Here is a 5553-nt window from a genome sequence, read left to right as displayed (position 1 = left end):
GGCAACTAACATGGGTGAAGCTTTTGAGCGTTGCGATAACCGTAGGCACTATAATTATAGTAATTAATAGATAAGCTATTTGTCGGCTAGACAATGCGGCAATTGGTCTAATAAAAAACGCTTTAGCATTTACAGTCTTAGTCAATCGACTTTGCCAATAGCGCCAAGTTAAAACAGTTATTAAATAGACGCCGAATAATATTAATAACAGTTTAGGAAAATCATAAAAGATAAACGCATAAGGCTGCGCATCTTTTTCGAGTAGCCAATGTCCATTTGCATAGAACAGCTCACTAATACGAATATCAAATTGGCTGTGCTCAAACGTCAATGTCGCAATAATGGTTAAGCACAGCAGCTTGAGCCACATCCAATCAGTTGATTTTTTTGCTAGAGTCATTGAGTCACCTTTTAAACTATATTAAGTCAAAAATATCCAAGTCTTACTCAATATAAAAGGTTCCATAAAGCCATTACCCATAAGATAAACAAAAGCAATAACACCAAAAATTGCGCCGCAGAACCCACATCCTTAGCTATTTTAGCGAGTGGATGCTGTTCTGTTGAGGTATGGTCAACACTGGCTTCAATACCGGTATTAAATAGCTCAACGATAAGGGATAAGAAAGAGGTGATTATCAGCATCATTTTTATGCTGATATCAAAAGGGATAAGTATGATTACAATGAACAAGACAAGGTTGAGCCAAAATACTTGTCTAAAAGCTGCCTCATACTTGTAAGCAGCTTTAAAACCATCCAGTGAATAACCAGCGGCTTTCACAATACGAGAAAAACCTTTTTTACCTTTAGCAAGGCTGGCATAACTATTAGGTGCAAGCAGCTCAGTAGCGGCTATTTGATTTTTTGGTTCAGAGTTGTCTTTATTCATATTGAATTCTTAATACTTATTAATATTGAGTAATGCTGTAGAGTTTGCATGATTTAAAAAACAACTAAATAGAAAGTTAGCAAACCGTTCTTATAAAGGCAATTCTTATAAAGACAGTATAAGACAGTGCATCTTAAGAAAGCGTTAAGACAGTTAAGAGCTGTAAGACGATATCGACTCGTTGATGTAAAAAAGAGAGCAAAGACGTATCTATGCTACTTATTATAATAAACACTAAAGGTACTACCGCCTGTCTTATTGGCTTGGTGCGTTAACTGCCAACCCATATGAGCCGTGATACGTTGCACAATACTCAGACCCAAACCGCTACCTTCTACCTGATCGCCTTTATTTACCTCATTCAGACGCTCAAATCTCTCATATAGTAGTGGCATCATGACCTCTGGAATACCAAGACCAGTATCGGTCACTGTAATCTTTTCAGCATCAATAGTCACGATTACCTCGCCATCATCAGTATATTGAAAAGCGTTTTTTATCAAATTGCCCAATGCCATTTTTAACAGTTCAGGTCTTACATATGCGACATAATCTTGATCCGTGACTACTTTGCAACTTACCGGTTTATGGCGGAGCAAATACTGTAAACGTGTCACTTCATTAAGGGTGATGGTATTGATAGAGGTTTGCGGTGTATCCAGCTGTTCAGGAGCGCGCGATAAGAGTAATAAAGCGCTGATAATTTCAGAGGTTTCTTTGGCGGTCGTGCTAATACGGTTGGCGAATTCGATTAATGGGCTATTCTCTTCAAGTTGTGAAGCTAATACCTCAGATGCGCCCATAATAATGGTCAAAGGCGTGCGCAATTCATGACTGACATCACCTGTGAACAGTTGCTCACGTTTTAGATATTGCTCTAGTTTATGATTTTTTTCATCAATCGCTCTTGCTAATACCCCAACTTCTGAGGGTAGGTGGGTTAATTCGGTTAAGTTTCGATGATCTGTTTCTACGGCTTTTTTTAAGTTCAATAACGGCTTAATGATTTGCTTAGATGATAAATGAGAAAATAGCACTGCGATGAGCAAACTTAATAGAACGGCAATTTTTAGCGCATCAGCAAATATGTCTTCTAACTCCTCAAAAATTGCTAATACAGGATAGTTTTCCATCGCTATTTCATTGCCTTCTAAGTACGTTAACACATATTTTTGCTCCTTTTGTTGATAAGCAAAAAAATGAAGATTGGTCTTAGTTTCTCCCGCTTGATTATTCACAGTTACACGCGTTTTTTGAACGGTTCCGTTTGCTAGCGCTTTTAAATTCTCAGGCGCACTATCATAACGATAAATTTTAATACCAGGATTTGCTGTATAGACAGCCTGCTTACCTTCTTTTTCTTGACTGAGTTGTAGCTGTTGTATAAGACGCCCTTTAACTAAGTCCTGTTCAATTCGCATCTCGGCATACATAAAAATACTGACAAAAGCGGCACACAGTAAGATGGCGAATACCAAATAAGAGAGGCGAAATTTATTGGCGATAGAGTCTATATTAAACATAGCAGGGACTTATTTAGTTACAAAAGACAAGGTGTTATAAATCATCAGGGTCGATTATCTGATAACCAACGCCTGGTATGGTCATGATCATAGGCTTGGCAAACGGCTTATCAACCTGCGCACGGACACTATGCAAATGCGTGCGAAGCGCATCACTACTTGGCACATCCTGTCCCCATACTTTTTCCTCAAGCTCAGTTTTACTGACTACCCGAGGTGATGCACTCATTAAAATGTGTAAGATTTTGAATCCCGTTGGGGTTAGTTTTAGCACTTTATCTTCTCGTTTGATACTGTGTTCCTCAGTATTTAGAGACAGCTTGCCGACTTCAATAGTATACTGAAAATGTTCATCCTGATTACGACGTATGAGTGCTTTGATACGTGCCTCTAATTCAACCAATGAGAAAGGCTTGACCAAATAATCATCAGCACCACTATCAAACCCTGCGACTTTATCTAAAATAGTATCGCGAGCTGTCAGCATCAATACTGGTGTTTTGTTATGCAACTCTTCTCTCAGCTTTTTGCACAGCTTGGTACCATCCATACCGGGAAGCATTACATCCAGCAGTATAACGTCGTAACGATTATTTGCTGCAAGTGCCAAGCCACTTAGTCCATTATGAGCATTATCCAACTCAAATCCTTTCGGTTCAAAGAAAGCATATATATTTGCTACGATATCAGGATTGTCTTCAATAATAAGTATCTTGTACATAGATGTCTCGAGTATAAATGCTAGCAGTGCTTGGGTTAAAAAGATTAATTAACAGTTTTAAAAAAGGTTGGCTCTGACTGAACTTCTTGAGTAGTGATACCAAAAAAATGTAATAAGGTTGGCGTAATAAAATCATGTGATACTGGCTGATTGGTCATATCAGACAAACTCTTGGTATTAATGCCATTGTTTTTAGGCGACCAGATAATGACTGGCACCTGTTTTTGAGCATTTGGTGCAATACCGTACGGCAGACCATGTAAATACACGTTGTTTTCACCCAAACTTTCCCCATGATCACTAATATATACCATCACCACATTATAGTCTTGCTCATAGGGTTTTAGCGTATCTATGACGGCATTTAAAAAGTAGTCTGTATAACGAATCGCATTGTCATAACCGTTAATGACAGATTGCATGTCGCATTTAGAAAGCTCATTAGTCATACAGACTGGCTTATATATTTCAAATGCTTTGGGATAGCGTTGGTAATATGCAGGACCGTGATTGCCCATTTGATGTAGTAAAATTAGTGTATCTTGTGGCTTGGCTGCTGACTTTACCACCTTATCAAAACCATCAAGCATGCCAATATCTCGGCATTCACTATCGCAATTGGGATTTACCTCAGGCGTTTTATAGTCCTCAAAAGTCACGCGGTCTGCAACGCCTTTAGAGCTAGAATTATTGTCTCGCCAAACGACCTTGACGCCTTGCTTATTGAGCGTATCCAATACGTTCTCATTGTATTCAGCAGTATCTATGTCGTAGTCTTCTCGGTTCGCATAACTGAACATACAGGGTACTGAATACGCAGTAGATGTCCCACAGGAAATTGCATCTTTGAAGCTATAGATATCTGGCTGGATGGCAAGTAACGGCATCGTATCGCGTTTATAGCCATTTAAGCCAATATGATCAGCGCGAACCGTTTCACCAACTACGAACACCATCAGATTAGGTTTTGTTGTGCTACTGACGGGTGCTATACGTTTTGCATCTGTCGCATGCAGTATCAAGGTATCAGGACGGTTTAGCTCATTGATATAATCGGTACCGAGTTTTATTATAGAATAAATAGGGGTAATGGGATTGGTATAACTACGCACCAGTTTATGCTGGCGAAAAAAACTGGCATATTGGTCGCCGAATGACACTAGGCAAACGGCTATGAGCGCAATAGACATTATCAAGGTGACTGCCTTTTGCACGATTGAGCGACCTATAGACAGGCGCTTTATACGAATCTTACTGATCATAAAAGCTGGTAGTAAACCCAATAGCAGTAGCCTAATAACAAAGCTTGGTGCCATTAATCCCATCGCTTCTGCTTGATCGGTTTGCAAGCTGTTAGCCAACATACCACTATCAAATATCGTGCCATAGGCATCGGTGAAGTAACCACATACTGCCGCAATCAGCACCATAGCAATCAGCACTATTTTTGCCGTAGGACGATAGCATAACAGTTGAAACAATAACCACATCAGCCCAAATAATAAGCCTGTGATAGATATCATAAAGCCAATATTGTCCGCAAGCGGATAAATAGAGAGTACTTGCTTAAAGAAAGTAATATTGGCAGTAACTACTAAATAAAGGGCAACAATGATAATCAAATAATTAAGATTAATGTCATGATTAAAAATTGTGCTTATATAGCCTTTTTTAGTATTAGCTTGAGTGCTATCAGTGCTAAGTGCTTGAGAAGGTGACATAAACGGGTTTCTCAACAGGATGATAAGGAATAGTGTTCCTTACGATAACAAGTAGCTCGTTAAGAAGATGTTAAGGAGATTGATTTGAAAGCGTCTTTTGGAGCCTTTCCTAAACTCTGTGTAACTGTTTATAATCCACTAACCGGAGAATAAGCAATGACTACTCAATCTGACATTAAAAAACTGGCCGAGCAAATGGCTATCAGCATGAAAATTTTTGATGATATCAAAGACTTCCAAAAGCAACTCATGCAATCGTTTATCGACACTGCCTTGGACAAGCGAGGGCTGGCTGTACTTAGCAGGAGTAAAAGATTTATACACCAAAGAGCTGGTCGGCTATGCCATTAATAAGCGCATGACAGCAGATTTAGTATGCCGTGTACTCAATATAGCAATCAAAAATAAACGACCAAGCCAAGGGCTGATTGTACATTCTGACAAAGGCAGCCAGTATTGCAGTCATGCCTATCACAAAATCATCAAGCGGCATCATTTTAAAGGCTCAATGAGTGGTAAAGGTAATTGCTTTGATAATGCGCCAATAGAGAGTTTCTCGGGTGAGGAGCACTGCTCCGCAAGGAAGAATGAACTTGTATACCATCATGACTATAAAACAAGGTTTACAGCGATCAACGAAATCACACAATATATCGAGCTGTACTACAACCAGACTAGGATTCAAAAGAGTTTAGGC

General features: G+C 39.2%; 4 protein-coding genes and 3 pseudogenes. 2 read left to right on the top strand and 5 right to left on the bottom strand.

Features of this window, described 5'->3' with window-relative positions; genetic code table 11:
- From VLN09_RS11115 to VLN09_RS11095, 5 genes and pseudogenes are all read right to left on the bottom strand, one after another.
- Positions 1-400: pseudogene (locus VLN09_RS11115) on the bottom strand (PAP2 family lipid A phosphatase); the annotation flags it as partial.
- 47 nt (positions 401-447) lie between these two features.
- The gene (locus VLN09_RS11110; protein ID WP_325246514.1) at positions 448-891 is read right to left on the bottom strand and encodes a diacylglycerol kinase; all 444 of its coding nucleotides are present in this window, start codon (positions 889-891) and stop codon (positions 448-450) included.
- Between the two features lie 215 nt (positions 892-1106).
- The gene (locus VLN09_RS11105; protein ID WP_325246512.1) at positions 1107-2414 is read right to left on the bottom strand and encodes a HAMP domain-containing sensor histidine kinase; all 1308 of its coding nucleotides are present in this window, start codon (positions 2412-2414) and stop codon (positions 1107-1109) included.
- Between the two features lie 34 nt (positions 2415-2448).
- On the bottom strand, positions 2449-3135 hold the full coding sequence (locus tag VLN09_RS11100) for a response regulator transcription factor (RefSeq protein ID WP_325246510.1): 687 nt from the start codon (positions 3133-3135) through the stop codon (positions 2449-2451).
- Positions 3136-3179: 44 nt separating this feature from the next.
- Positions 3180-4856, bottom strand: coding sequence for a phosphoethanolamine--lipid A transferase (locus VLN09_RS11095; RefSeq protein WP_325246508.1), 1677 nt, complete (start codon positions 4854-4856; stop codon positions 3180-3182).
- 156 nt (positions 4857-5012) lie between these two features.
- On the opposite strand from VLN09_RS11095, the pseudogene VLN09_RS12340 reads away from it, so the two are divergent.
- Positions 5013-5135, top strand: a pseudogene (locus VLN09_RS12340) (IS256 family transposase); the annotation flags it as partial.
- Positions 5122-5553, top strand: a pseudogene (locus VLN09_RS11090) (DDE-type integrase/transposase/recombinase); the annotation flags it as partial. The pseudogenes VLN09_RS12340 and VLN09_RS11090, both read left to right, overlap by 14 nt.

Origin of the sequence: Psychrobacter sp. (assembly GCF_035469765.1) — a bacterium.
Taxonomy (GTDB): domain Bacteria; phylum Pseudomonadota; class Gammaproteobacteria; order Pseudomonadales; family Moraxellaceae; genus Psychrobacter.
The sequence above is the reverse complement of the archived record's forward strand: the minus strand, read 5'-3'. Positions and strand labels throughout refer to the sequence as shown.